This is a genomic window from Jeotgalibacillus soli (assembly GCF_000829435.1).
Lineage (GTDB): Bacteria > Bacillota > Bacilli > Bacillales > Jeotgalibacillaceae > Jeotgalibacillus > Jeotgalibacillus soli.
The window spans coordinates 688,939-712,515 of record NZ_JXRP01000009.1; the positions used below are offsets into that span (position 1 = coordinate 688,939).

Genomic DNA, 23,577 nt, shown 5'->3' on the forward strand with positions numbered 1-23,577 from the left:
GGAGCGGGTGTGTGAGACTTCTATGGGCTGAAGCGAAGCGGGACAGATAAGACTCAGCCTGCGACCTGGGAGGCTCACCGCCCGCCACGCTGAACGCGAGCGCCTGCAGTAGAAATCAACAGACACGTTAAAACTAGTCCTAAAATAATAAAGTGTCACTTTAAGATACTTGGCTGAGCGTTTTACAGATCATTTTCATTATATATTTTCTCCCGATCGATCAATTTTCTCCATTCATCATAGTAATGTCTTGTCATTATAAGATCATCTTGTTCACTGTAATAATCTGTGATTTCTTTTACAATGACTTCAGCTTTCTCATAATGCTTCATTTTTATCAAGTATGGATACAGCCACTTGATCGCATATTCCATTGCATCTTGTTGGGAAAATTGTTTTTTTTCATAGAAAACTGAAAAATGAAAAAATAATTTATCTTCTAAATCAAGGCTTAAAAGGTGCAGCTCCTTTAATTTTTCATTCCATTCTGTATTGGTTAACCCTGCTTTCCAGCCGATTTCGATCCAGCAGAATAGGGCAATGGTATATTTCTTTGTTTGGGAAGGTAAAACCTTTAGTGCTTTTTCTATTTCCCCCCGTGCCTCAGCATACTTTTTTTGGTGCATCAAGCACACCCCGTAATTGACCAGCACATAGGGGTGATAAGTGTCGCGAAAAAACAACCGCGTATTGCGAAGAAGCTTCTTATACAAGGTCTCAGCCTCTGAAAATAAACGAAGACGCATATAATTAATGCCAAGAATCATTTGCGCATGAATTTGTCTTTTCCAATTAGCTTCTTCTTCAAAAAGGTCAAAGGATTTTCGTCCATAGATAAAGGCAGCCTCTGGTTGGTTGAGCTTGCTGTGTGTGTTAGCCAGCTGAAAATAGGCCTCTCCTAACCAATACTTCCCGATCGGAAGGGGATTGGCCAGAAAATCATAAAAGAATTTCTGCGCTTCTTCATTATTTCGCTGCTGTACGAGCGTCATGGCTTGAAAGAAAGTAAAAATATTCGCTTCAACATTTGTAAATGTCGTTTTTATTCGCTGAATCATTGTATGTATACGTAATTCCTCTTCCTCTAGTTCCTTCCAGCAGTAGTAGCGGTACAAGTATAGATGATAGAGATTCACGAAATCACTTGATGCCAAGTAATCCTGCTCCTGGATCAGCTCTTCATACAGCTGATCAGCCTGTTCATGATCAAGTGAAAAAATTGACAGGATAAATTCCTGAAGCTTTGAACCTGTTCCAGCCATGCGTTCCCTTTCATTTTCAAGCGTCAGCTCAAGTTTGTTCAATAGCAATGCAAGCGTTTCTTCATTGGCAGCATACATATTCGTTTCAATTTTACTCAAATGGGAAATCGAACAAATCTTATTCGCGAGCTCTGCCTGTGTCCATCCCTTTTTTGTTCGATAATACTTTATGATCGGTCCGACGTTCATCACTCAACCACCTTTTATCATAAGAATGAAGGTTTGTTTTACTCAAAATTCAAAAAATTTATTTTCTAGTAATTAATAGTTTACATGACTCAAAAGACTTCATAAAGTTCAAAGTGTCGTTGCAGCCAATTGGCAGGATGTAATAAAGATAATTTCAGAGGAAAGGTCTGGTAGCGTGATGATCCCATTAGTATCAGTAATCATTCCCACATTTAACCGCCCATTAGAATTGCGTGAGCTGCTGCTAGAAAGCTGAAGTCAGCAATCCTTTAAAAGAATGGAAGTAATTATTGTAAATGATTTCGGTGAAAGCATTGACCTTGTAGAGTCCTTATACGCTGATTTGAATTTGACGATCATCAATCCATCTAGAAAATTATACCATGTTGAAGCGCGAAATAACGGAGTATCATACGCTCGCGGTGAGTATATTTTACTTTGTGAAGATGATGATTTACTCTTGCCAGGCCATATCGAACGAAGGGTAAATGAGATGAGTCATGCGGACCTTGCTTTTAGTGACGTGGAAATCTTTGAATACAAAAAAGAAGAGAATCATAGAAAGCCAACGAATCGTTTTTTTTTTTTTTTTTGCGTATCATTATGGCCGGATCAGAGATGATATTCATTTAGTTTCCAAACCGGAACTTTTAAGAGAAGGGGCAGCGATGTATGATGCTTTTCATCCAGATCGGATTATCTATGCGGGTTCCACTGCCCATTCGCTGCGAATAATGCGAAGGTTATATGAGCAAATAGAATCGCCAATTGAAACCACTTTCGAGCGTACAAAGCTGGGAGACAAGGTTATTTATCACGATTTACTAGAGACTTGACTGGAAAAATCAACCGCTGTTTTTATTACAACAGAATGGCCGGCGTTTATTAATCTGGAAAACTATGATAACTACGTGGAAAGACCGATTATTTTGATGGACGAAATCTATTTGACCTAATGATCATCTCTCAATATCCTGCGATTGGAAGACCGTCAGTGACATAGAAAAAGAGGCGATCATTGGTGGTCGCCTCTTTTTCTATACTATTTAAATTAATCTATGTTAAAGATTATTGTTGATTTTTGCACGCTGTTGATTGGAGCGAAGGGCCTTCGCTCCAATCAACAGGCAAGTTTAACAGAGTCAAATTAATAGAAACGCTTAAAGCTTTCGAATTTTGATTTCCAATAGGAGTTGCTTAAGCTTGTGATTTGAACTCCGCCATCGTTTGCATGGATAAATTGGTTGTTGCCAATATAAACTCCTACATGAGATATACCAGCTTTATAGGTATTTTCAAAAAATACAAGATCTCCAACAGCAGGAGAAGAAACATCATAAGAACGAGCATGCTGACCTTCCGCATTGGTTCTTGAAATATTATAGCCTGCTTGCTTGTAAACGTAGTAGATAAAGCCGCTGCAATCAAAGCCGGCTGGAGTAGTACCGCCCCATACATACGGAACACCCATTAAGCTTCTTGCGATATCAACTACACCGCTGCTCACATTTGGAGAGGGATTCACACTGCCGCTTGGTGCTGGGCTGGATGGAGTCGCTCCATTAGTTGAACCACTACCCTGAATGATCAGCGATTGACCTGCAAAAATACGATCGGATGAAAGATTATTCCATTTTTTTAAGTTTGCAACGGTTACTTTATTATTTAATGCAATTCTGCCAAGAGTGTCGCCCGGCTTGATTTGATAAGTAGTGCTTTGTGACGGTGCACTTACACTAGGTGCAGACGGTGCTGCAGTTTGAGCTGTACCATCTAAACGTAATGTTTGTCCAGGGAAAATTAAATGGCCTTTAATGCTGTTAAGTTCCATCAGTCTTGCTAATGACATATTATTTCTGTTTGCAATTCCACCTAGTGTGTCGCCGGATTTTACTATGTAAGTAGCAGCGCTTCCGTTGTTTACCGGTGAAGTGGAAGGCGCAGTACGTGTTGCTGCTTGACCTGCAACCTTAAGTACTTGATTAGGAAAAATGCGATCGGATGATAACCCGTTTAGCGTTTTTAGGTTAGCAACCGTTGTACTATGCTTGTTCGCAATTTTCCATAAAGAATCGCCGGAGTTAACTTTATAAGTACTTGCCTGTGCATCCGTTTCTAAACCGACAAATGACGTAATGGCAGCAGCTGCTGCAACAGCAAACATCGTTTTTTTCATTTAAACAGTCACTCTCCTAATTTTAATTTCCTGTGAAATAGTTAGACAGATAAGTACCCCACGTGGAATTACCCAGTTCATTTGGGTCACTGTCCTCAGTTAAATAATTCTCCAATTCTGGATCATCTGAGTCCGGCCAGTCAGTCCAATGGTCTAGATAAGGAATATTTAATTGTTCTGCGATCAGTCTAACTCCAGCAACATGCTCAGGATAAATTGCCGCATTATACAATGGCTGGGATGGCTGTACAAACAAATGTGTATCTGGATAATTTTCTAGCAAGAATGAAATGAATTCTTCCATATTAATCTGCTGATCTTCCGGTTCAACCTCACCGTTGTCATATATTGTAGGTATTTCATAGACGACTAAATCTGCTTCAGCAAAATCAGTGGAAGAGTTTTTAATTGAGGTGAGCCAGTCAACGGAATTACCTTCCCATTCAACCACAGTAAAATTTAATTGAAGATCTTCATCTTCATAGACTGCTGTCATTTCATCCTCTAGCAGTGTCGTCCAATTCTCCTCAGAAAGAAGGGCAAAACCTGAAGCTACAAAAGTAATATCGACTGGCCGATCATTTTGTTGATGCTCCAGCCACATTTTTTGGACGTTCTCCGGCTGGTTACTGATTAAATTTGATAGTGTTTCAGAGTCGGCGGGATTTGTATTAACAGATTTAGGCTCATCTGCTGCTTTATCTTCTGATTCTTTATTAGAGACTGGAGTGGCCGTATGTGTATGTATGCTTTCTTGCTGCTTGCTCCATGAATGCTGTCCCCAGAAAACAACGAAACCCGTTAATACTATACATAGTACTAGGATTGCCTTATTAATCATATAGGTTAAATCTCCCTCTTAAAAGATGATATAAAAGAACCGATATTAAATATGCTTTATATTATATAAGAGATGTTTAAAAAATGGTAGATTTCTTAAAAAATTCTATCATATTTTTACATTTCACTAGTTTTCCTTGGAAATCATTGTGCTATAATGGAGAAGTTATTTTGAACTTAGTCAGGAGGAACCAACCGAATGGAAGAAACAATTAGCTTGAAGGAGTTATTTGGCACGCTGAAAAAGAGAATAATGATGATCATCGTTATTACTTTAGTAGCAGTGTCAATTAGCGGGGCAGTGTCCTTTTTTGTCATAACTCCAATTTATCAATCCTCTACGCAGCTTTTAGTAAACCAGGAAAAAAGCGAGCAGCCGAACTTAAATGTGTCAGATATTCAGGCGAATCTGCAGTTGATAAATACATACAATGTCATTATTAAAAGTCCAGTAATTCTTGACAAAGTAGCAGAACAAATGGACGGAGCCTTTACAACAGGGGAGCTTAACTCGAAAATTACTGTTCAAACAGAGCGTGATTCACAGGTTGTAAATTTATCTGTTCAAGACCCTGACCCATATGTCGCTGCAGAAATCGCTAATAAGACGGCAGCCGTTTTTCAAGAAGAGATTGTTAATTTGATGAGTGTAGATAATGTCAGCATATTAGCTCCGGCAGAAGTTTCTCCAGGACAATCACCTGTTAGTCCTCAACCATTCTTAAACATGGCCATTGCGCTTGTTGTAGGTCTTATGGTAGGAGTGGGCGTTGCCTTCCTGTTGGAATATTTAGACAACACAATAAAAACAGAACAAGATATAGAAAAAACATTGGCACTTCCTTTGTTGGGCGTGATCGGCACGATGGATCAACAAATTACGCGAGAAGCGCCGGCAAGAAGTTCCAGGTCCGCACATGTAAGGAGTGAAAGCTAGGAATGGCGAATAAAGGAAGGAAAAACAATTCACAGGTACAAAGTCGTAATTTAATTACGAAATATAATCCCAAATCAGTTGCCTCTGAGCAGTATCGAACCATTCGAACGAACATTCAATTTTCTGCGATTGAAGATGATATAAGAACGCTTTCCATTACCTCTTCAGGTCCGGGTGAAGGTAAATCCACAACGGCTGCAAACCTCGCTGTTGTATTTGCTCAACAGGGGAAAAGAACGCTATTAGTTGATGCTGATATGAGAAAACCAACGGTTCATTATACATTTAATATGATGAATACATCCGGTCTAACCAATGTTTTGACAAGACAAATCGAATTAGTAGACGCAGCTAAGAAAACGGATGTTGAGAAGCTGGATATATTAACGTCCGGCCCAATTCCTCCAAATCCATCTGAACTGCTGTCGTCCAGAATTATGGAACGCTTTTTTGAAACAGCGCTAGAGCACTATGATTTAATTATTTTTGATACACCGCCAGTTCTTGCTGTAACGGATGCTCAAATTTTATCCAACCAATGCGATGGTTCTATTCTTGTTGTCCGCTCAAGAGTTGCGGACAAAGACCAGACATTAAAAGCGAAAGAACTGATGGTTGCAGCACAAGCGAAAATTTTAGGCGTCATATTAAATGACAAAAAAATGGAAAATGGCGAAGATTACTATTATTATGGTAACTGATAAGAAAGAGAGGGCTTGGCATGATTGATATACATTGTCATATTCTTCCTGGCGTTGATGATGGTCCTGCTCATTTTGAAAACACGTTAGAAATGATCTATCAAGCAATGGAAGATGGCATTACGGACATTATTGCCACTCCTCATCATCGAAATAGACATTATGTCAATCCTATGGATGAAGTGCTTCAGCATGTGCAAAAGCTTAATGGATTACTGAAGGAAAGAGAGTTGCCAGTAACGATCCATCCCGGGCAAGAGGTTCGCTTGTACGGTGAGCTATTGGAGGACTTTCGTAATGGAGATATCCTTTCATTAGGAGGTCAGCATTCATATATTTTGATTGAGCTTCCTACAAGTCAAGTGCCGGCCTATACGGAGAGAATCGTTTATGAGATGCTCGTAGAAGGCTTACTTCCGATCATAGCCCATCCAGAGCGTAATTCGGCTATTGTAGAGTCGCCAGACAAGCTTTTTCAGCTCATTAATCAGGGAGCTACCTCTCAGGTTACAGCTGCAAGTGTTGCAGGAGATTTCGGTAAGAAGCTTCAGCGCTTTTCATTTGAATTGCTTGAAAACAGCCTTGCGCATTTTGTAGCATCCGACGCCCATGATATAAAGAACCGAGGATTTGCTCTTAATCGAGCCGTTCAAACGCTCCATTCAACCTACGGAAATGACTTTCAGGTTATGGAGAACGCCAGATGCGTGTTATATGGAGAACAGCTATCTCTTCGCCAGCCAACACCTCTTCAATCCAAGGGATTCTGGGCAAAGCTTTTGAATCGTTCATAATCTTTCATACCAGTAAAATGTTGAAAAGCCCTGACGTGTACAGTATACCTGCACATTAGGGCTTTTATTAATGTTAAATGGAGAGACACCGCTGATCTTGAATTTTTATTCTGTAGCGATTATCCTTGTATTAACGTCAAAACCCACAAAATACTTATTGAATGCCAATTGGGAATTTCCTTAAAAGCAGGATTCTTTGCTGCAGAACGATAACTCAATCATTCAGCCTTTGAAAATTCATCTTTAGTAGGTGACCACCCATGCGTTTTTTTAATCATCATAAAAAGAAGCAGCAAGAGATCGATGAACAGCTGGATAAGGAGAAGAATGAAAAAAGAAATTGCGTTAGAGAAGAAATTAATACTATGGTAAACAATATTTCTAAAGCGTTTACTAGAACATCAATTTTTGAGGGTTTATATAGCGCACTGGAACGCAAGCAATTTTTAAACCCAGACCAAACGATGTACGAAGAGTCTCTATTATATAGTGTTATCTTTTTAAAGGTTGTAAAAGCTGAATTAAGAACGACATTATATGGAATTTTAAAATGGGAAAAATTTAATGATACAGCTGACATTGAACATCATATTCTTGGGATAAAAAAACAAGTTAAAAAAGAGATTGACCATCATCTCTCTGAGCATCTGGATGATTACTTTGAGAAGTATTTAAACTCTCCTACAGGGATAACGGGACTTGAAAAGGAGTATATGGAAGGCAGTTTATTCAATACGCTGCTTATCGAGTGCTGTTTGTATATTAAAAAAGAACAATGGGAACATGGAGAAGGAATATCAGGAAAATGGCTGCTTAGTGAAATAGAAAATTTGATTTATTTGCAGGTTGTCGCTTTTCTTTACGTAGAAGAAGCTTAGCAGCAAACGGATATAGGCTTAAAGAATCATAAAAATGGTTCTTTAGGTCTTTTTTTGTCAATAGCTAAACAAGAGCTGCCTAAGAGAAGTGAAATTATAAAAAAGGTGCATCCAACCATATTTGATTAAATAAGCTTGATATATCTGTCTTAAGAAAAAATTATGATAGTATTGAAGAGGTTCATCTATTTTCAATTCATTTTTTGTGGGAGAATCCGGTGATTAAAAGAAGTTCCATTTGTGACAATTGAGTTTAAAATGCAGCTACTGGAAGGGGATGGGAGCATGAGTTTCGAGCCGTCTAGACAACAGAAAGCTTCGGTGCATGCCGGTCAACAAATGAACAGTGCAGTGTTAAAAGAAAATAAAGAGCTGCTTCGAAAGCAAATCGCTGCAATGGTGGAAGGATTAACGAAGCCTTATACACCAATATCTACAAAAAGAAGAATGAGAGATTTAATTGAAAAAAAACGATTGAGCACTACCTCCAAGCAGCAGTACAAGGACTCACTTATAAAAAATATCATTTTTTATAAGGAAGTCCAAAAAGAGATTTCCACACTTATAATCGTTTTGATGAATCAGAATAGATTTTTGCATCCAGCAAAATTAGATGGTCATATCATTCAAATTCAAGATAAAATTAAACTAGAAATGGATGAACATATTAAGCGGCATTATGATTACTATTATGAACGATATATGACAAATGATGAGGGCATTAATGGTCTTGAAAGAGAATACATAGATCATTCGTTGTTAAACTCCTGGTTGATTGATTCGTGTTTTTATTTGCAGAAGCATGGAAAATGGGGGGTGGAGCAAGAATTAGAGAATTGGGTAAAAGAAGAAATCGAGAAGAAATATTTACGTGAAATTGCGAATTTTATTTATTATTAAGACGGTGTTAACCTTGCATGTTGATTTCCTCTTCAGGCGTTCGCTTTCCGAGGGCGGTTCGTGAGCTTCGCGCCTTATTCTCCAATCAACAACGTGCCAAAATCAATTATCTTTATCAATAGCCATTATTAATAAAAGATGACGAGCCGGAATTTGCTCATCATCTTTTTTCAGTTAGAAGATTTAGTAAATGCTAGCAAATGAAGTAATATTACACCTATATATCTATTGTAATAAAAATGTAACTTATTTTAATTTTGAAAGATGATAGAATTATCTTTATTAAAGAACAAGGTGAAAGGAAGGCGCTGTTTTGAAATTATTTAAAAACCCTGTAACTTTTATCGTCACTCTGTTATTTTTGTCCCTGTTCCTACATGATAAAGTTGAGGCAAGCTCCTTCGAGATTAATAGAATATACGGTGCTGATCGAGATGAAACAGCTGTAAAAGTTTCACAGCAAGGGTGGTCTACTGGTTCATCAACCGTTGTATTAGCAGTTAGTAATAATTTTCCGGATGCTTTAGCTGGCGCACCGTTAGCCCATAAGCTTAAAGCCCCGATCCTTTTAACGGGTAAGGATCATATAGATGCAACCGTGGTGAATGAGCTAAAACGTTTAAAAACAACTAAGGCAATCATTCTTGGCGGTCCTTCTATCATTTCACTAAATGTAGAAAAGCAGCTTTCAAGTTTGGGCATTGCGTCAGAACGAATTTATGGTGAAGACCGATATGAAACTTCAGTAAAAATTGCGGAGAAAATTGGTGGAACAAAAGCAATTGTTGTGAACGGCTCTAACTTTGCAGATAGTCTTGCAATTGCGTCTTTTGCATCTGTTAATCAGTACCCGATTCTTTTAACAAGTAAACAAGAAGTTAACCGTCATGTTAAAAACATAGTAACGAAATACTCTAGTACATATATAATTGGGGGAACAGGCGTCGTGTCAGACGCGGTTGCAAGGCAGCTTCCCAAACCTTATCGAATAGCTGGCCAGGATCGTTATGAGACGGCGGCGAAAGTTGTTCAGGAGCTTTACCCGGCAAAAATGTCAACATCAACGGTTGCAACTGGTGAAGGTTTTGCCGATGCGCTTACAGGCTCAGTGTTTGCAGCGAAGAAAAAGGAACCTGTAATACTTGTTCGTAAATCTGCTATGCCTGCACCTGTAAGAACGGTGCTGGAAAATAAAGGAGTTACAAAGGTAAACGTTATTGGCGGTAATCAAGTTGTGCAGGATGCAGCCTTTGCGAAGCCTGTGCCTAAAGTTGATGTTTCTGCCCAAATTGTAGCAACAGCCAAACTATATATTGGCACACCTTATAAATGGGGAGGCACGACTCCTGCCGGATTTGACTGCAGCGGCTACTTAACCTATGTATTTAAAACGAAGCATGGTATCCATATTCCACGAACAACAGCTGAAATATGGAATTATGGTATTAAAGTGAGTTCTCCTAAAGTGGGGGATGTCGTGATGTTTGAAACTTATAAACCAGGACCTTCGCACGCAGGGATCTATATTGGGAATAATCAATTTATCCATTCAGGTGATCGAGGAGTAGAAATTTCATCGTTAAGCAACTCATACTGGAAAAATGCTTACCTTGGATCAGTAGATATTATTAATAAATAAACTAAGTTAAGAGATTATTGTTGATATTGGCACGATGCTGATTGTAGCGTAAGCGAGAGACTCCTGCTTAGGAAAGCGACCGCCTGGAGCGCAAATCAACTGACAAGTTTAACATAGCTAATAAATAAAAAACTTGTAAAGAGACATTTTGTTTCTTTACAAGTTTTTTATTTATCCGAGAAGCCCAAAAATTAAGAATATAAGATAAACCGTTTGTAATCTACTAGTAAGCTTGCAAAATTAATATTTATAAAAAATAGTTATGATAAAACAAACACTAATTATAGTAAATCGATAAATATTAGAGTATTTATCTATAATACTTTTTCTAATTAATGCGTTGATTCATGATATAAATTATATGAAAATATGTATTAATATTCATATATTTGTGTTTTTATTAAAATTAACATACAAATATGACACTAGTTTTACAAAGGCACCTTAAAATATATTGACTATTCAGAAATTTTTTAATAAAATTAACATTGTTGGTATTATATTGAAAAAAGATGTGAAGGAAGGTATAAATGGTATTTAGCAATCTTTTTTTACTATTAAAGGGGGTAAATACTAATTGAGTAAACATTGGAAAAAATATTTAACGGTTGCAATGGCATCTTCACTTGTTCTTGGAAACTCGGCATTGGCATTCGGTCAAGAAGGTAATAAGGTTAATAAAGATACAAACAAGGAAGTCCCCGTAAATGTGTTGTCTAACTCAAAGGCAAAGCTAGCAAAGCTTCAACAGGAAATGGGTCAGGTGACTGATGCAAAATCGTCGCTGAAAAATAGTGATGATGTCAGGGTTATTGTAGAGTTATCAGGTCAAACTGCACTTCAATACGCCACAGAAAAAGGAGTTCTATATAAAGAGCTCTCCACTGAAGAAAAAGAATCTTTCGAACAAGAAGCACTTACTTCTCAAGAAAAACTAAAAAACTCTATAAGGTCACAAGCCATTAAGATAGACTACAAGAATAATTTCACTGCTTCCTTTAATGGGATCAGCGGTATTATCAAATTCAAAGACTTAGAGAAAATCGAGAAATTACCTGGAGTCGAAAAAGTTTATATTGCCAATGAGTACGAGCGTCCTGAGGTAGAGCCAGACATGGATACGAGCCATGAGTTCATTCAATCTTATCAAACTTGGGCTGATGCGAAGTTTAAAGGGGAGGGAATGATCGTCTCTGTTATTGATAGCGGAGTGGATCCTGACCATAAAGACTTTATCATAAGTGAGGGTGTTGAAAATGGATTAACTGCTGAAGAGGTGGCACAGCTTCAGGAAGGACAAAATCTTCGTGGAGAATACTATTCCGAAAAAGTACCTTACGGCTACAATTACTATGATTTAAATAACACCATTAAAGACATTGGTCCTGGTGCATCTGAGCATGGTATGCACGTTTCAGGGACAGTCGCTGCAAATGGTGATACTGAAAATGGCGGCATTAAAGGGGTTGCACCAGAAGCACAAGTACTGGGTATGAAGGTATTCAGTAACGACCCTCTATTCCCATCTACATATTCTGATATTTACCTTGCTGCAATCGATGATTCTATTAAACTTGGTGCCGATGTATTAAACATGAGCTTGGGGTCTGTTGCTTCCTTCTATGAGCAAGAATCTCCTGAGGATTTAGCAATTACACGGGCAGTTGAAAATGGAATTGTTTCCTCCGTGTCAGCTGGAAACTCTGGTCACATAGGTTATGGGTATGATAATCCGCATTATGACAATCCGGATATCGGAGTAGTAGGAGCGCCTGGTTTAAATGCAGATACGATTCAAGTAGCTGCAACTGGGAATGTGGTCAATTTGTACACGCATACAATTAATGGTGATGGAGTTCCTGCGTTTAAAGGATATGGCGTCGATGACTGGAGCAGCTTAGCAAATGTGGAAGTAGTCAGTCTAAAAGCATTGAGTGGAAAGCCTAATGCTTTAGGAAGTCCAAGCGATTATCAAGGAATCGATGTTACCGGCAAGGTAGTAGTGGTAGAGCGCGGTCAATTGACATTTTTTGATAAAACGGTTAATGCTGCAAGGGCGGGAGCAGCTGGGATCATCGTCTATAACTCTACTGCACCAACATTTTTCAAGGATCAAGGCGGATGGGATATTCCGTTTATGAAAATAGAAAGAGCGGCTGGATTAGCGCTAGAACAGGCGCTGGCAGATGGCGGTCAGCTTTCATTAGATGTAAATCAGACAGCTGTAGTGGAAGGACCTGAAGTAGGCCGTTCAACTGATTTTACTTCTTGGGGCGTAACTCCAGATCTGGAGTTTAAGCCGGAATTATCTGCACCAGGCGGTAGTATTCTCTCGACTTTAAATGATGATCAGTATGGTGTAATGAGCGGTACTTCAATGGCAGCGCCTCATGTTGCTGGCGGCAGTGCACTTGTACAGCAGTATTTATTATCAGATGACCGATTTGCAGGATACACGGCAGATGAGAGAACGCGTTTAGCTAAGGCGCTGCTTCTTAACACAGCAGATGTTGTCCATGACTTAGAAGGGCAGCCGATCTCTCCGCGCCGTCAAGGTGCTGGAATGATGCAAACGTACGCAGCTGTTTCAACGCCTGTATTTGTTACGGAGAGTATTACAAATGAAGCAAAAGTAAACTTAAAAGATTTCACATCTAATACTGTCACTATGACATTAACAGCCACAAATCTAACAGAGACGGAAGCGAAATATACGGTTACTACATCTGTTCTAGCCGATTCATTTGAAGAAACGGCCTCTGTTACTTACAATGCACTTGTTGCCAAAGAGCTAGTAGGAGCTATTGTGCATGGTCCTGAAACAGTTGTAGTTCCAGCAAACGGAAGTGTGGACTTCTCTATCACGCTTGATCTTTCAAACGCTCAAGCTCAAGGAACAGACGCTTTAGGAAATGAAGTACTAAAGGATCTTCCATTAGATCAATTTGTAGAGGGCTTTGTAAAGCTCGAATCAACAGATATTGGGAATCCGGATTTAGTCGTTCCTTATCTCGGCTTTTATGGCGCATGGGATCGTCCAGAAATCGTGGATCATATGACGTTAGAAGGAGGAGAACGATTCTATGAGGATTACTTATTCCCTTACGATATGCTTGAAGGAGACGGATTCTTTGTTGACAGTATTGACGTAAATGGTCAGCAGGTATATCCGCTGTCTCCAGAAAACAATGATGGCTTCTATGATGATATCTATCCTTTGCCAACATTTTTGCGTAATGCTAAAGAAGTTCAATTTGGTGTATTGGATGCTGGTGGAACTCAGCTGCGAACAATCTCATTAGAGAATAATGTTCGCAAAAACTTTTTTAACAACGGAAATGGCTCATATTTTTCATTTAATCCATCACGTTCTTGGGATGGATTGGTTCAAAAAAATGGTGTTGAAGATGGAGTGTACTTGTATGAAATAAAGTCTCGCGTGGATTATGATGGAGCAGCTTGGCAGTCTAAACAAATTCCGGTCTATGTTGACAACACTGAACCTATTGTAGAAGGTTTAACGTACAATAAAGAGACAAATACAGTAGGATTTGCAGGTGTCGATGAAGGAGTAGGTGTTCTTGGATTTGATATTTACATTAACTCTACGGATATTCAGCCAACTGCATTTTTCCCTTCAGGTACAACGTCGGTTAACCTGAATGATTTTGGAATTAATGCTGAGGATGTTGTAGATATAAATATTGTCGCATATGATCAAGCTGGAAATCTTGGCTTTGCCGGAATGGTTGCCGGCGATACGACAGATCCGGTCATTCTGCTGGATGATAACGCACCGGCCCCTCTCGTTACGTATAATACTCGTACGATCCCTGTAGCGGGTGAAATTGTAGAAGCTGGAAGATTAAAATCTTTAAAAGTGAACGGAGAAGAAGTACCATTCTCTCCTGCAGCTGCAGGCACATATGTATTCTCTTCTGAGGTTGTCGTTGATTCTGATGGCAAACACGACATCACATTTGAAGTAACGGATTGGAATGGAAACTCAACCAGTATAGCGCGAGGCTTCTATGTTGATACAGCTGCCCCGGGCATTGTGGTGAATACTGACAATCTTGTTGGTAATAGCGTTGATCAGGTAGAAGTAGACGTTTTGCTAAGAGATAATTTTCAAGAAATTGAATTATCACTGAACAATAATGTATTATTCAGCAGCTTCAATGCTTCTTCTGATTATTTGAAGCCTTTTGAAGGATCTGTGCCAGTCACGCTTGATCTTGAATTGGGAGTAAATGTCTTTGAATTTGTTGCTATTGATACTGCAGGCAATGAAACGGTATACGAATTGTCCATTACACGAAATGAATCAGAGCTGTTTGTAAACCGTGTTTACGGAGAGGATCGTTACGCAACAGCGATTGAACTTAGCCAATCTTCATGGGATACAGCCGAGACGGTTATTCTTGCACGCGGTGATAATTTTGCCGACGCATTAGCTGGTGTTCCGCTTTCGAAGAAACATGATGCTCCATTACTGTTATCTCGCCCTACAGCAATGCCACAGGCAACATTTGACGAAATCAAACGCCTGAGTGCTAAACATGTTTATGTCCTTGGTGGAGACGGAGCGATTTCACCTGATATCGTAACACAGCTTAAAAACTATGGTATTAAGGTGACACGTCTGTCTGGTGAAAACCGAATGGAAACAGCAAGTAAAATTGCAGGTGAATTCGGTACAGCCAAAGAAGCAGTGCTCGTCAATGCGCTAAACTTCCCGGATGCCTTATCAGTTGCAAGCTATGCAGCTGAGCGCAATATGCCGATCCTTTTAACAGACGGTAAAACATTGCCGAAGGCAACACAAGATGCGTTAGTGAAGTTGAAAACACAACGTACCTTTGTTATCGGTGGAACGGGTGTCATTTCTGAAGAAGTAGCGAAGCAAGCACCAGGTGCCTATCGATTAGCTGGAGCCAATCGATATGAAACTTCTTTGGCAGTAGCTAAATTCTTCGGGCATACTTCCGATACCGCTTATTTTGCAACTGGAGCAAACTATGCGGATGCATTAGCTGGAGCTGCTACAGCTGCGAAAAACGGCAGTGCTCTTTATCTAGTCGGAGGAACGGTTCCTGAAGCACTAGGCAGCCATCTACAAGCGGCTGATCACATCAGATTTGCAAAAGTGATTGGTGGAACAATTGCAGTTTCAGATGAGGTGCTTCTTCAGTTGAATGAATATCTAGAAAAATAGAACTAAGCCTAACCCAATCCTTTAACAAGCTTGCAGTCCTCATTTAGAGGTACTGCAAGCTTTTATTATACATATTATTCATGCTTATCGAATGTCAGTCTGATCGTTATACCGGAAGGAAAATGAAGAGTACAATTCGTTTTATAGAGAAACATAGTTTAGCAGGTTCATAGATATAAATAAATTGTATGAAGTAACTAAAAATGATAAAGAGAGCCTCTGATAAAGAATAGAAATATTTAATGAATTTGGAAATATGTCTATATGCCTAGTATTTATGATATTTATCCAGAAAAAGGTTCAATTGTCTAATAGTATAGTAGCTATTTTAATTTTTTGCTAAAAAATGTTGAGATACGTCCGATATTATATGTATGATTATGATTGAAGATATACATAGTAATCCTATTTTTCGCTTGGAAATAGACAATTAAAATAGGATTAAAGTTTAATATATCTTTCAATAAATAGGAATCTGGAGGTTGTTATGCGAGTTGTTAAGTCTTTACTAGTTTTGTTGTTGTTAAGTGTTGTTTTTCCTTATAGCGCTGAGGCCAATACAGGGAAGAATATTGTCGTAATTGACCCTGGCCATGGTGGAATATATTCCGGTACGACAGGGTATTCAGGCGGTACGACTGGATACCATGAAAAGCATGCAAATTTACAAGTATCATTGCTATTGCGTGATGAGCTTCAAAGACGCGGCTATGAGGTCTATATGACGCGTTCAACAGATCGCAATTTTGCCTCCCCTAATAGTGCAGATCTTGCAGCAAGAATGAAGCTCGCAAATGACTACGTCAATGGGAAAAATGATCAATCGGTTTTTGTTTCTATCCATCATAACGCAACAAGCAGCCCTAGTTTTAGAGGCTATGAAACGTATTATTTTGATAAAGCGAATGTTAACCCTAATTATCCCCCAGATCCCCTGCAAGTGAAATATTCTCCTGACAGCAAGAGGATGGCAGCTGAAATCCATAATGGTGTTTTAAGTAATGCCCCAGTTCCTGAAGGACGTGGATTGATTCATGAGGATTTCTTTGTCATTCGTAACGCACAAATGCCATCTGCATTGATTGAGGTAGGCTATATGACGAACCCTACTGAGGAAAGGCTCATTAAGCAGCGAGACTTCCAAACAAAAGTAGCAGCAGGAATTGCAAACGGGATTGACGGATATTTTGATATCTACTTTGTTTATGATCACACGAATAAATTACTATTTAAGTCCACATCCAACACAGAAGCGTTAAATTATGCGAAAGCGCGGACGAATGTACGTGTCATTCACAAGAAAACAAATAAAGAAATTTTTAATAATATCTCTTATCAATACGGTGTATATCACTCATCTCAAACTACATTCAAACATTACTTTGTGACAGAGCAAGAGGCTATCAATTTTGCCAGCAACTGGAATAATACACGTGTGGTTGATAACAAGGGAGCTAGAGTGGTTTGGTCAAATTACCTAACACAGAATTACCAAGTAGTTCATGCTAGTCAAGGGATTTTGCAGAAAAATTACAATTCAGCAGGTGCCATTGATTATGCTAAGAATTATAAAAATACGTATGTGATTGATACGAATTCAGGTTATATTCTATGGACGAACTATCTCACAAAGAACTTTGAGGTTCGCCATACTAGCAGGGGAACTTTAAAGGCGTTCTATAATGAAAAAGAGGCTGTTGACTACGCTAAATTGTGGAAAAATGTAAATGTAATTAATAATAAAACCGGAAAAAATCTGTTTAGTACTGTAGATCCAAACTACTCATTTGTTTTTAAATCTGATGAAGTCTCTGCCGCTGATCGAGAGCTGACAGCAATTGAGGTTTCTAAAGAATTGTATCCAAATGGATTTGCTTCAAATAAGCAGGAGAAAACAGTCGTACTGTCAACGGCAGTACAATTTGCAGATGCCTTATCGGCTGGTCCGCTGGCAGCGCAGCTAGGAAACGCACCTATTCTTTTAACTATGCCGCAAAATGTTAATGCGACATTATTAAATGAATTAAAACGCTTGAAGGCAACGAAAGTGGTGATTGTTGGAGGCACAGGAGCGGTTTCGCAGACAGCCTTCAATACGTTGACATCTATCGGATATACGGTTGAAAGAATCTCAGGGAATAATCGTGTAGAAACGAATACGAAAATTAATCAAAAACTTACAAATGTAAATAGTACAATGGTTGTTGCAAGTAATAATTACCCGGATGCACTTGGGGCAGCACCAGTTGCTGTTAATAATCAATCTTCCATTGTATTGGTTGATCCGAACACGATTCCTGCCAGTACGTTAAGCTACTTGCAAAATAAAGAGGTATCCATTATCGGCGGGACAAGCGTTGTTTCTCAGAAAATAGAAGAGACGATTAAAAAAGATCTAGGAGCGGATCGCGTAGTTCGACTATCCGGACAAAACCGCTACGAGACCTTGGCTGCAGTCTTGAATCACTACTATAAAGATCTGCACTCTACAACCGTTCTTGTTTCGACAGGAAACAATTTCCCTGATGCCTTAACTGCATCTGCATTATCTAAAAAGTACTCAGCACCATTAATATTGGCTGATCAACAGCTGCATCCTCAAATCGATCAATTTATGCAGACGTACGGTAAGGAAAATGTAGTGGGAAAAGTAATTACGGTTGGCGGTGTAGTTGAAAATAATGTGACTAATCGAATTGTGAATTTAACGAAATAAGACGAGTTGAGGAGTGAAAAAAATGAAAGTAAAATTATTTATGCTTTTCTTAATCATAGGGCTGCTTGCTGGATGTGGAGCAGGGAACGTCACCTCCTCTGTAAATGGTGAAGGAGAAAACGCGAATCCTGCTGGCAGTGAAGAAACCGCTGAAACAGCAGACGCTGTTCAAGAAGAAACTAATGAAACAGTAGAAAGCAGTGAAGAGGAACAAGTCCTTGTAGAAAATGAACAGAACGGGTTTAAGAAATATCGTGCCCCTTCAAACGTGACAAAGGTATTTAAACAGGACGAATTCGAGATTTATCATGACATTATTGATCAAAACGAAAACTTCGTTCAAGAGTTAACTCGGTTTGGTGACGCTGTAACATTAAATATCTTTAAATGGACAGAAGAAGAAATGTCGAATGTTTATAAGGAAGAGAACCCACAATCCACTCAAAGCATGATTTCAAACTTTCAAACGGTTGAATCACCTAGTGATGCAATGAGTTTGACAAGAACAGGTATGGGCGATGGACCTGAATGGGAAGTTATTGCTCAGAATGAAGAAATCACTGTGCCTTATGCTGCGTACACTGAGGTGTTGGTAATGAAACAAACCATTTCTTCAGAAGCATCTGACCAAAAAACAGTGACGACACGCTACTATGCTCCTAATGTTGGATTAATTAAAGAAACGATCGAGACTGATGGAGAAAATGCAACTGTTATTAATACGGAGCTATCGAACATAACTGAGTTAGCTAGGTAATAAAAAAGAGCTGTCCAGAAAGTCAGTGAAAGCTGACTTCTGGCAGCTCTTTTTCTCTGTTCCAAAACCACCATGCCGAGCCTGCGTCTGCTTTTATTTTTACGACGAAAAAGAGGATCATTTCATTTGTCCGCACAGCCCGCTAGGAGATCACATTTGAGCATTAACACATCAAAAAAAATGCGCCTGGTTATGGACCGGGCCGTAAAGGTTCACAAGTATGTGGGCTGTTCTGATGCTCCGGTGAAAGTTTAGTGTATAAAAGCTAAAGAGAATAGGCGAGTACATTGAAATCCAGTGTTTGAAAAAATGAAATTAAAGATTAAAAAAAGCTCTTGAACGTGAAGCGCAACTACCCTTTACTCCTTTCGGAACGCAGAAGCAGAGAGTGTGTAAGCTGCATCAAGCGTAATCGGTCGTTCCACTGGTTCTCGTTACGTGGACTAAACAAAATCAACATCGAGTTCGGGCTGCTGGTAATGACCAACAGCATCCTGAATGTAGCCGGCATCCGTCAGGATACTTTCAGAAAAGACCAGAATACAGAAAACCCCAGGCTAAAATAATCGTTTTTTAGCCTGCCTGGGTTTTAATTTTTGGAAGTATAGGACTGCCCCTCTTTATGCCGTTTTATCTGTATTACACAGTCTTTTATTTCCGACAGAAAAAACAGAAAACTGCCTCCATCCATTAAGAGGATGAAGACAGCTAACGAGACAAGTTTTTATTGCACAAGAAAAAAACATCCAACTAAAATAAAAACGACACCGATTATTTTTTTCGTTGTCAACGCTTCCTGCAGCCAAATTTTTGATATAAAAAGTGTCCAGAAATAAGTAATCGCTGTTAATGGAAAAACAATAGAGTAGGGTAATTTCGTTAATAACAAAATATTGAGTAGTGCTCCGGCAACATAGAAGCTTCCCCCAATCCCCATATTCACCAAGAATGATAGGCGGTTTTCCTTTAGTACAGCACTTGCTTTTTTAAAGAAGAAGCCTCCAAGCGCTCCAAAAAAGGTCATAAATAATAGTATGAGCACACTTGTCATTTTGATGAATCACCGCCTATAAGGGTGACCCCGACCATGATGAACGCAATACCCGTTAATGACATTAAACCGATCTCTTCCTGTAAAAAAAAATAGCCAAAAAAAGTGCTCAGAATATAACCAACACTTAGAAAAGGGTGAAGCTTTGATAATTCTCCAAATCGGAAAGCGATAATCATACATACTGCCCCCACAAAATAAAGAAAGAAGCCAATGATGAGCTCAATGTTAAAGGATGATTCGGACAGCTTCCAAAAAAGCTGTCCGGTTGTGGTGCAAAGTGAGGCAACCAACATGATTGCTATCCCGATTGGGTATAAATTCTTTTCTTTTGACTGTGCCATGTTAGTCACCTAATGCTTTCTTTTCGTTCTCCTTTGGAACCAATGCGAGAAGAGGCAGAATAAAGGCAATTAACACGTTTGCAAATAAATATCGGAAATCCTGCGCCGGCAATGCTACCCAAACGGATGCTAAATTAAGCAAGAACGGAAGTACAATAATCGCAGCTGCTAAGCGATGCTTTCTAAATAAAAGAATAGCTGAAAGCAAAATGATAAACGCATAGAAGGCTGGTCTCCAAACAATTTTGAATGGAAAGAATCTTGATTTATCTAAGTAGGCTGAGAGCTTATCAGCATATGTTTGATTAATACTTTGTATTTCAAGGTCATATTTATTTGGCTGTGTAATCGTATTATTGTATGTTCGCTGAAACGCGTATCGCGGCGTACTCATTCTCCATACAATAGCGGTTTGATCTGAAAAGGCTTCAATCGTAAGCGCTGGATTTTGTCTTACAACAGCAAACCAAGTGGATAAATAATAGGGGAAGTCATCAAAAATAACCTCTCTATTGTAGTAATCCCACGTGAATTTAATTGGATCTACTGTGTGAGGGACATATTTTTCTTCCCACATTTCAAGAGGCAGAATCTCATTGAAATAATCTAATTGTTCTTCAGTCAGATCTCCATCGCTGACAATCACATTAGCAATTTGCTGTGTTGGGATGGATAACGCTTCATTGGGATCAGATTCCCCAATATTTAATGCGCTTGATACAGGTCCTGAAATAATTTGATTGATTCCCACTAAAAAGACAAACAATGCCAGTGTTGGCTTCCACAGCTGTTTGCGATAAGTGATGCCGAGAATAATCATCATAATAATAAAGATCGGGTACCCATTATGGCGAATAAAAATAATAATAAATGAAGAAATAAACAGCATCACAACATTGAGATTATTTTTAAGCCACAGTCCTTTTGACTGAACAATGGAATACATTTGAATGGTAAATAAAAGCAGTCCCGCACTGAACAAGATATCCTTCCAAATAATGATCGTATACGATCCGTAAGAAGGAATGACCATGATGATAAAAGCCATCGCCCACATCAGCGGTCTGTAAACACCAAGATTTCCAGCTTTATAAAAGCCATAAGCGAGTATAGCAGCAAGGATTGTAATCTGGAATAAACTCATGATAGCGGGGGAATCCCAGATCTGTATTAATCCCATGATAATCCAAGTAAACATAATTGGATGCCAATTATTAAATTCTCGTGTATGAGCTTGATCCCATGAAGCCAGTGAATCTGGAGACATGCCGGCAGGGAAGTAGGCAGCAAAATATAATAGCCCAATGAAAAAGAATAACGAAAAATAGAGCCAATAAGATCTCTTCCCCGTTTGAGTGGCTGTTTTTCGGTCTTGCAGGCGATAACCTAATCCAATTAATGAAATAAATGTTACCCATATCCAGGTATAGGCAGATAAATATACGAACCATTGCATATACCAGGCATTATCTGTTAAAAAAAATTGAGGTCCTTTTGAGCTAATAAGCCATAGAACAGTTAGAATGGAAACAGCAGCTATGGTCCAGGCTTGTTCACGTTTTGTATATCGATTTGCTTGCGTCACAATCGAAACAAAAACTTGAAAAACAACAATGCCTGCTACTATAAATAAGAAAAGAACCAACAAAGGGACGTCACGTATGGGGAAATAATAAAACAGCATGCCTACAGTCATAGCTAATGCCACGACTGAGACTGCTGCACGAAAGGCCCAAGTTTTCACTTGCGCTCACCTCGTAACGTTAAAATTAATCGATTTAATTCTAACTCATATTGTTTTTTTGAAAGGGAGGCAATGGTATCCAGGATCAGCCCGCAAACGAATGAGATAACAGCCAGTAATACTAGCCCGACTGCTAATATGGCAGATGGTACCCTCGTTATAAAATCGGTGGTGAAAAATTCGTAAATAACCGGTACACCGACCACTAGACTTAAAACAAAGAAAAGACCTGCCCAAAGGCTGAAGAATTGAAATGGCTTAAATTCTTTAAATAAAGTAAAAATCATATTAAGCACTTTCCAGCCATCTGAAAATGTATTTAGCTTTGATTCACTGCCTTCAGGACGATCACGGTAGTCAATCGGAACCTCAAGGATGGTGAATTTTTTGTCCAGCGCATGTAAACTCATTTCTGTTTCAATTTCAAACCCTGGGCTTGTTACTGGCATTGACTTTACAAAAAGCTTATCAAATGCACGGTAGCCAGTCATAATGTCCTTTATATCACTTCTATAAAGGCTATTGATTAGGCCTTTCACTAGATTGTTACCTAAATTGTGGAATTTACGCTTATTTTCATTCGCATAGGTTCCGTTTGATAACCGATCACCGATCGTCATATTTGCTTCTTTTTCTACAACGGGACGGATCAGTTCATGTACAAATTCGGCCGGATATGTATCGTCACCATCTGCCATGACATAAATATCAGCATTAATATCCCGGAACATGGAGCGTACGACATTTCCTTTACCTTGCTTGTACTCCTTTTTCACGATAGCACCATGCGCTAACGCTACTTCACTCGTACGGTCTTTTGAATTGTTGTCATAAACATAAATATCAGCTGCAGGAAGCTCTTTCCTAAAATCATCGATTACTTTTCCAATGGTTTGTTCTTCGTTATAGCATGGAAGTAAAATCGCAATTTTCATTGTGTCACCTCTTCGACTTACTCTCTTCCGAATCTATTTATCCTATTAAAAATAGTGCATTTAAGAACAGAAACTATTTCCTTTAGGACATACAAACTTTAGTATCCTTTATTTACATATAACTATAAAGGGTATTTAGACCTATAAAACATGCTTTTTTGGAAATTAATTGACTGTAAACGGATTCATCCTTTATTAACATGAGTATACAGCTTTTATTAGGATGCTATACGCTGTGCGGCGAATGATCTTTGGAGAAAATAATGTTTTTGGTTAGCTGGCACATCAGTCATAAATGAAAGGATGTTTTTATGTTACATTATAATAGGATATTTTTTATGCGCTGCTTTTAACGTAATTCAGTCAATGACAAATCCGTGCACTTAGCCTGTAAAAGGAAAAGATCAAAGAAATTAGCAGCGATTAAGAGCGAACAAGGGCATGTCACAGTTAGATTTGTTGGCTCTGGGAAGAGAACTTTAAAAAGCTTTACAAA

The 23,577-nt window shown here is 38.8% G+C and carries 17 protein-coding genes and 1 pseudogene; 11 read left to right on the forward strand and 7 right to left on the reverse strand.

From position 1 onward, the window contains the following. Positions 1-182: 182 nt before the first annotated feature. Positions 183-1,451, reverse strand: coding sequence for a helix-turn-helix domain-containing protein (locus KP78_RS06295; RefSeq protein ID WP_041087138.1), 1,269 nt, complete (start codon positions 1,449-1,451; stop codon positions 183-185). A gap of 274 nt (positions 1,452-1,725) precedes the next feature. Between KP78_RS06295 and KP78_RS06300 the strand changes: the two are divergent. Then, positions 1,726-2,073, forward strand: a pseudogene (locus tag KP78_RS06300) (glycosyltransferase); the annotation flags it as partial. Between the two features lie 46 nt (positions 2,074-2,119). Further along, positions 2,120-2,287, forward strand: coding sequence for a hypothetical protein (locus KP78_RS20570; protein ID WP_235420853.1), 168 nt, complete (start codon positions 2,120-2,122; stop codon positions 2,285-2,287). Positions 2,288-2,598: 311 nt separating this feature from the next. Here KP78_RS20570 and KP78_RS06305 read toward each other — a convergent pair whose 3' ends face one another. Both KP78_RS06305 and KP78_RS06310 read right to left on the reverse strand, forming a co-directional pair. After that, positions 2,599-3,627 carry a C40 family peptidase gene (locus tag KP78_RS06305; RefSeq protein WP_041087140.1) on the reverse strand — a complete coding sequence of 343 codons (1,029 nt, stop codon included), beginning with the start codon at positions 3,625-3,627 and terminating at the stop codon, positions 2,599-2,601. A gap of 22 nt (positions 3,628-3,649) precedes the next feature. Continuing rightward, positions 3,650-4,468, reverse strand: a complete 819-nt coding sequence (locus tag KP78_RS06310) for an SGNH/GDSL hydrolase family protein (protein WP_041087142.1) — start codon at positions 4,466-4,468, stop codon at positions 3,650-3,652. A gap of 198 nt (positions 4,469-4,666) precedes the next feature. Between KP78_RS06310 and KP78_RS06315 the strand changes: the two genes are divergently transcribed. From KP78_RS06315 to KP78_RS06355, 9 genes are all read left to right on the forward strand, one after another. Beyond that, positions 4,667-5,404 carry a YveK family protein gene (locus tag KP78_RS06315; protein ID WP_041087144.1) on the forward strand — a complete coding sequence of 246 codons (738 nt, stop codon included), beginning with the start codon at positions 4,667-4,669 and terminating at the stop codon, positions 5,402-5,404. A gap of 2 nt (positions 5,405-5,406) precedes the next feature. Further along, complete coding sequence (locus KP78_RS06320) at positions 5,407-6,105, forward strand: CpsD/CapB family tyrosine-protein kinase (protein WP_041087146.1); 699 nt, start codon at positions 5,407-5,409, stop codon at positions 6,103-6,105. Between the two features lie 20 nt (positions 6,106-6,125). After that, positions 6,126-6,899 carry a tyrosine-protein phosphatase gene (locus KP78_RS06325; protein ID WP_041087148.1) on the forward strand — a complete coding sequence of 258 codons (774 nt, stop codon included), beginning with the start codon at positions 6,126-6,128 and terminating at the stop codon, positions 6,897-6,899. A gap of 260 nt (positions 6,900-7,159) precedes the next feature. Next, positions 7,160-7,777 (forward strand): hypothetical protein, encoded by a 618-nt coding sequence (locus tag KP78_RS06330; protein ID WP_041087150.1) that lies wholly within the window; start codon positions 7,160-7,162, stop codon positions 7,775-7,777. 285 nt (positions 7,778-8,062) lie between these two features. Further along, positions 8,063-8,677: a hypothetical protein gene (locus tag KP78_RS06335; RefSeq protein ID WP_131272600.1), complete on the forward strand. Its 615-nt coding sequence runs from the start codon at positions 8,063-8,065 to the stop codon at positions 8,675-8,677. 313 nt (positions 8,678-8,990) lie between these two features. Further along, entirely contained in the window at positions 8,991-10,316 is a 1,326-nt protein-coding gene (locus tag KP78_RS06340; protein ID WP_041087154.1) for a cell wall-binding repeat-containing protein, read from the forward strand. A 577-nt stretch (positions 10,317-10,893) separates the two neighbouring features. After that, on the forward strand, positions 10,894-15,534 hold the full coding sequence (locus tag KP78_RS21050) for a cell wall-binding repeat-containing protein (RefSeq protein ID WP_041087156.1): 4,641 nt from the start codon (positions 10,894-10,896) through the stop codon (positions 15,532-15,534). Between the two features lie 487 nt (positions 15,535-16,021). Then, a complete protein-coding gene (locus tag KP78_RS06350; protein ID WP_052474644.1) occupies positions 16,022-18,250 on the forward strand; it encodes a cell wall-binding repeat-containing protein in 2,229 nt (742 codons plus the stop codon). 22 nt (positions 18,251-18,272) lie between these two features. Beyond that, on the forward strand, positions 18,273-19,007 hold the full coding sequence (locus KP78_RS06355) for an SIMPL domain-containing protein (RefSeq protein ID WP_041087158.1): 735 nt from the start codon (positions 18,273-18,275) through the stop codon (positions 19,005-19,007). Between the two features lie 724 nt (positions 19,008-19,731). On the opposite strand, the gene KP78_RS06360 is transcribed toward KP78_RS06355, so the two are convergent. The 4 genes from KP78_RS06360 to KP78_RS06375 are packed head-to-tail and all read right to left on the reverse strand — an operon-like array spanning position 19,732 to position 23,081. After that, positions 19,732-20,058 carry an EamA family transporter gene (locus tag KP78_RS06360; protein WP_041087160.1) on the reverse strand — a complete coding sequence of 109 codons (327 nt, stop codon included), beginning with the start codon at positions 20,056-20,058 and terminating at the stop codon, positions 19,732-19,734. Then, complete coding sequence (locus tag KP78_RS06365) at positions 20,055-20,402, reverse strand: EamA family transporter (protein ID WP_041087162.1); 348 nt, start codon at positions 20,400-20,402, stop codon at positions 20,055-20,057. Before KP78_RS06365 ends, KP78_RS06360 begins: the two co-directional genes overlap by 4 nt. A 1-nt stretch (position 20,403) precedes the next feature. Then, positions 20,404-22,146 carry a DUF6020 family protein gene (locus KP78_RS06370; RefSeq protein ID WP_052474645.1) on the reverse strand — a complete coding sequence of 581 codons (1,743 nt, stop codon included), beginning with the start codon at positions 22,144-22,146 and terminating at the stop codon, positions 20,404-20,406. Continuing rightward, a complete protein-coding gene (locus KP78_RS06375) occupies positions 22,143-23,081 on the reverse strand; it encodes a glycosyltransferase family 2 protein (RefSeq protein ID WP_041087164.1) in 939 nt (312 codons plus the stop codon). Before KP78_RS06375 ends, KP78_RS06370 begins: the two co-directional genes overlap by 4 nt. Positions 23,082-23,577: the final 496 nt, after the last annotated feature.

What these genes read in the sequence shown, in the direction of transcription:
- KP78_RS06295 (WP_041087138.1), bottom strand. Translation starts at nt 1,451, where the DNA reads ATGAACGTCGGACCGATCATAAAGTATTATCGAACAAAAAAGGGATGG.
- KP78_RS20570 (WP_235420853.1), top strand. Translation starts at nt 2,120, where the DNA reads ATGTATGATGCTTTTCATCCAGATCGGATTATCTATGCGGGTTCCACT.
- KP78_RS06305 (WP_041087140.1), bottom strand. Translation starts at nt 3,627, where the DNA reads ATGAAAAAAACGATGTTTGCTGTTGCAGCAGCTGCTGCCATTACGTCA.
- KP78_RS06310 (WP_041087142.1), bottom strand. Translation starts at nt 4,468, where the DNA reads ATGATTAATAAGGCAATCCTAGTACTATGTATAGTATTAACGGGTTTC.
- KP78_RS06315 (WP_041087144.1), top strand. Translation starts at nt 4,667, where the DNA reads ATGGAAGAAACAATTAGCTTGAAGGAGTTATTTGGCACGCTGAAAAAG.
- KP78_RS06320 (WP_041087146.1), top strand. Translation starts at nt 5,407, where the DNA reads ATGGCGAATAAAGGAAGGAAAAACAATTCACAGGTACAAAGTCGTAAT.
- KP78_RS06325 (WP_041087148.1), top strand. Translation starts at nt 6,126, where the DNA reads ATGATTGATATACATTGTCATATTCTTCCTGGCGTTGATGATGGTCCT.
- KP78_RS06330 (WP_041087150.1), top strand. Translation starts at nt 7,160, where the DNA reads ATGCGTTTTTTTAATCATCATAAAAAGAAGCAGCAAGAGATCGATGAA.
- KP78_RS06335 (WP_131272600.1), top strand. Translation starts at nt 8,063, where the DNA reads ATGAGTTTCGAGCCGTCTAGACAACAGAAAGCTTCGGTGCATGCCGGT.
- KP78_RS06350 (WP_052474644.1), top strand. Translation starts at nt 16,022, where the DNA reads ATGCGAGTTGTTAAGTCTTTACTAGTTTTGTTGTTGTTAAGTGTTGTT.
- KP78_RS06355 (WP_041087158.1), top strand. Translation starts at nt 18,273, where the DNA reads ATGAAAGTAAAATTATTTATGCTTTTCTTAATCATAGGGCTGCTTGCT.
- KP78_RS06360 (WP_041087160.1), bottom strand. Translation starts at nt 20,058, where the DNA reads ATGACAAGTGTGCTCATACTATTATTTATGACCTTTTTTGGAGCGCTT.
- KP78_RS06365 (WP_041087162.1), bottom strand. Translation starts at nt 20,402, where the DNA reads ATGGCACAGTCAAAAGAAAAGAATTTATACCCAATCGGGATAGCAATC.
- KP78_RS06375 (WP_041087164.1), bottom strand. Translation starts at nt 23,081, where the DNA reads ATGAAAATTGCGATTTTACTTCCATGCTATAACGAAGAACAAACCATT.